The following is a 4084-nucleotide window of genomic DNA, read 5'->3' on the forward strand; positions in this document are numbered from 1 at the left end:
TCCATGGCAGATTGACGTTACGGCCGCTCCGCCAATGGCGGTGAACAAATCACCGTCAAACAGCGTGAGCGGCTACATGATTTGGGCTACTCTCTTAGATTTACTCATTGCGGGATCTAATTGCATATTCGTTTTTTTAGTGGCTTCCTTTACAATTTCATCCATATCGGCATTGAAATTCACTTGATCCTCAAGTCGTTTAGGCTCATGGAGATCCTTCTGTAGTTTTTCAATCTCAAATAACTCCTCGACGTCCTCCATGCAATGCCCTCGATAACGCGCCTCTCTTTCAAGCAGGGTACATGGTTCAAATCCTTGACCATTATCTTTATGCAGGTAAATTACATCCATCAATCGCGGATCAAACGATATATTCACTCTACGCGTTCTATTTTTTCGCACTTCTTCGAACCATTGTTCACGAATGGCAAGATCACTACTGTAATACATTCCTTTAAATCGGATTCCAAATTGCGTAACAAGTCCACTTCCCGTAGGAAGTAAAGTCAGTCTAACTAAATCTTCAGGTAACTGACGAAGATGTCCCGTTCGATTTGTAATCCCCCATTCCCATAAGTTTAAAGGTATGGGGGATACGTTTTCAGTAATTTGAAACTCACTACGAGAATACCTCTCCATATAGTGGGAATTATTATGCTTTAATATTAAGTTGATAAATATTTTTCGGAAATCATTTAAATCCAATTTCGCATCAAGTCGACTATCTGGTTGCCCTCTTTCCCGTATGCGACCTTGTACTGAACCAGGAAGCCATTTAATAAACCCCAGATTCAACAAACGAAATGTCTGTTCTACAATCCCTTTCCAGTCGGCCCGAAAAGGGGGTGTATTATGGATCGTTATTCCGAGCCCATCAATTAACCTATCCGAATTATGACTAATCATTTCTCCACGGTCAGCCAAGATCGATTCCGGTAAATATTTTGCAGGCCACTGATCTGTTGTAATAGAGATGCCATATTCTTTACACAACTCCACTTTATCCATCATGGTGTTCGCGAGAGCAATCATTGCTCCGGCCCAACTTGGACCCTCTAAACTGATATGAAAACCAACGATCATTCGTGAAAACACATCAATTACAACATAAATGACAGGTCTACCAATTATTTTAGACCGATCAAACGAGCTAACCAAATAAACATCTCCAATTGTGGCATCAATCTGGTAGATTGACCCTGGACCAAAAGCCATTGCTGTCGATGTTCCAAGCACCGCACGATGTTTTAAGTTAAATTCTCAAGTTTCGCACCCTTAAAATAGGTTGAAACCCTTGCCCAGTATGGATTTCTGAGCATGATACAAGTAAAAAACAACCCTCGTATCTGGTAAAATGGTGTTGTCGAAACAACCAATTGACCGAAAGCGAGAGTGTTTCTTCTATGGTACGACAAGTCCCTTCCTTTGAGCAACTCCCATCCTCTGTGGCATCCTTTTTCAAGGAATATCGGTTAGCCAGTCTTTTGAAACAATCACGGGTGACCAAGCAAGCTGGGATTCCTGCGAATCGTCTCTTTACGTTTCTCTTGACCCTCGTCTTTTCTGGTCGCAGCCTCTCTTGGAATTTGGATCCACAGCGTGAAACAGGATTTTGCAAGGATACCGTCTACCGATTTCTCAATGCGTCTACCCACAATTGGCGTCGTTTCCTACTCTTGCTGGCACAGTCGGTCGTTGCGCGAATGCAACTGCTGACGTCCAAGGATCGAACCGAGGTGCTCATCGTGGATGACTCCTTATATAACCGCAATCGGAGCAAGAACGTCGAGCTGTTGGCACGAGTCTATGATCATGCGTCCCATCGTTTTGTACGCGGATTTCGAATGCTGACCCTTGGCTGGTCGGACGGAAACTCCTTTGTTCCGCTTGCCTTTTCCTTACTCAGCTCCGAGAAGACCGAAAATCGTATTCAAGGCATGGATTCATCAGCAGATCGAAGAACCTCAGGTTATCGCCGCCGCCGCGAGAGTATCCTCAAGGCGACGGTTGTCCTCTTTGATCTTCTGGCGCAGGCAAAAGCGGCGGGTATCAAGACCCGGACCCTCCTGTTCGACAGCTGGTTTGCCTTTCCGTCCACGATCGTTCGTGCAGTGGGTGAAGAGATGACGGTGATTTGCATGCTCAAAGCCATGAAGACCGTCACTTATTCCGTACAGGGAAAGCGACTTACCCTTGCGCAGATCTATGCCCTTGTGAAAAAACGGAGGGGACGTGCGAAGATCCTCGCATCCATTGAAGTCGAGGTGGGACAAAACGAACATGGACAAGGTGTGCCCGCGAAGATCGTTTTCGTCCGTGATCGCAATCGATCGAAGCAATGGTTGGCATTGCTGTGCACAGATGTCACGTTGTCAGACGAAGAAGTGATTCGACTATATGGGAAACGCTGGAATATCGAGGTGTTTTTCAAGGTACTTAAGTCACAACTCCGCTTGGCTCGAGAACTGCAAGGACGATCTTATGATGCGATGGTCGCACACACGACGATCGTCTTTACGCGCTATCTTCTTCTGGCAGTAGAAACGCGCAATGAACAGGATCCGCGTACCCTTGGTGCGCTCTTTCTCGCGATGTGTGATGAAATGACAGATCTTCGTTACGCCGAAGCCATCGCTCGATTGCTCCAATTTTTCACTCGAGTAACCGGAGGGTGTCGCTTCGGAAGAATCAAAGGAAATTGAGGTGGCCGTACAACACTTTATTGCCAGTTTGCCCAGTACGATCAAGGCAAGAATAGCTGCTTAAGGGTGCGAAACTTGAGTTAAATTCGTTCTCTCCGTGACGCGCTATTACTGTCTTCTTTCCGAGTGGATCCCCCATATCGCGTAGGGCCATTCGGCGAGGATTCGTTCCAGAGCAGAGGCGACCCCTGCTTGTCCACGCCCAAGTACGGCCAGACGCCTACTGTATCCCGTCACGATATCAACCACCGAAAGCGTATAGGCATAGTGTCCGGACGATGAACCGCCGTTGTGCTCCACAAGATCAATTTCTAAAGCATGTAACCTCAATCGGGTTGATATCGTCATACTGATAAAACAACCGTGAGGAGGACGTGCGATGAAGAGCTATCGTACACTCGTTTTCGCTACAGTGGTACTTACGCTCATGACGGTCAGTGGGTTTGTAGTAAATGCCGAAACCAAGCAGCAAGCTCAGACACCCGTGGTGAAGCACGTATCAACGCAAAAACACAGCTTCATCATGGTTCTTACATGATGTACAACTCGCTGAGCGAGCTAAAATGAACTTCGGAATAAACTACATTCTGAATTATGGCGAAACTGACAATCCATTCAGTCCGACAATGAATCAAGTTTGGTTTGGTATTCAGACCAATCAAAATAAAGATCCTTTCATTGGTTATTCATGGTCTGGCATGTTTAATGCCGTGAAAACACAGCCCTTGTCTCTCTCATCGATTAATGTGTTAGAACAAGTCAAACTAGCTGGCCATGCCGTTGGTGTCCTTGTACCGGCCACAAGTGATCCCATTGGAAACGGAAGTTATATCGCCTTTGCGAATGGGCAAGTCATTACAGCTGCCGACAAATCAGGAGAGCTATTCTACAGCGTATATCCAGTTAAAGGCATCACTGTACCATCAGCAATGAACCAATCTAGAACCACATCCGCCTCTCCCAATGAAAATAGCATGCATCCTTCCAGATTGATCACAAAAGACTATGCATCGAAAACCGCAGCATTATCAACGATTCATCAGCTTCAACTTGAAAGTATTGGACAGTTTATCCCGTCTGGTCACGTTATCAATCTGGGGTTTGGGATTAAAGCTCAATATTCAAAGAGCGGTCGCGATCCATTCTATTATCAATGGCAGTATGGTCGTTGGACGATCATAACGCAGTTTTGGGGAAAATCCATTACCCCTGCTACGCAGAGCGTCGCTAAGAGTATGGTCGCATATTTGCATGCGCATAGCCTTCCTACCCCGCAAACAAAAGGAATCATCATTGCAGTTCAGCCATTAACTTCGAAAAGTGCAAATGATTTGGATACCACCATTGCCTGGCAGGTAGGACGTCAAGTTTATGAAATTAAC

General features: G+C 45.8%; 2 protein-coding genes and 2 pseudogenes. 3 read left to right on the forward strand and 1 reads right to left on the reverse strand.

Annotation, left to right across the window (positions count from 1 at the left end; genetic code table 11):
- Positions 1-72: 72 nt before the first annotated feature.
- Complete coding sequence (locus ATW55_RS13835; RefSeq protein ID WP_067719127.1) at positions 73-1215, reverse strand: Mu transposase C-terminal domain-containing protein; 1143 nt, start codon at positions 1213-1215, stop codon at positions 73-75.
- A gap of 188 nt (positions 1216-1403) precedes the next feature.
- Here ATW55_RS13835 and ATW55_RS13840 point away from each other — a divergent pair.
- From ATW55_RS13840 to ATW55_RS13845, 3 genes and pseudogenes are all read left to right on the forward strand, one after another.
- Positions 1404-2766, forward strand: a pseudogene (locus ATW55_RS13840) (IS4 family transposase).
- Between the two features lie 315 nt (positions 2767-3081).
- Complete coding sequence (locus tag ATW55_RS16390; RefSeq protein WP_160327248.1) at positions 3082-3240, forward strand: hypothetical protein; 159 nt, start codon at positions 3082-3084, stop codon at positions 3238-3240.
- 25 nt (positions 3241-3265) lie between these two features.
- Positions 3266-4084, forward strand: a pseudogene (locus ATW55_RS13845) (hypothetical protein); the annotation flags it as partial.

This window comes from Ferroacidibacillus organovorans, from assembly GCF_001516615.1.
Lineage (GTDB): Bacteria > Bacillota > Bacilli > Alicyclobacillales > SLC66 > Ferroacidibacillus > Ferroacidibacillus ferrooxidans_B.

What these genes read in the sequence shown, in the direction of transcription:
- ATW55_RS13835 (WP_067719127.1), bottom strand. Translation starts at nt 1,215, where the DNA reads ATGGCTTTTGGTCCAGGGTCAATCTACCAGATTGATGCCACAATTGGA.
- ATW55_RS16390 (WP_160327248.1), top strand. Translation starts at nt 3,082, where the DNA reads ATGAAGAGCTATCGTACACTCGTTTTCGCTACAGTGGTACTTACGCTC.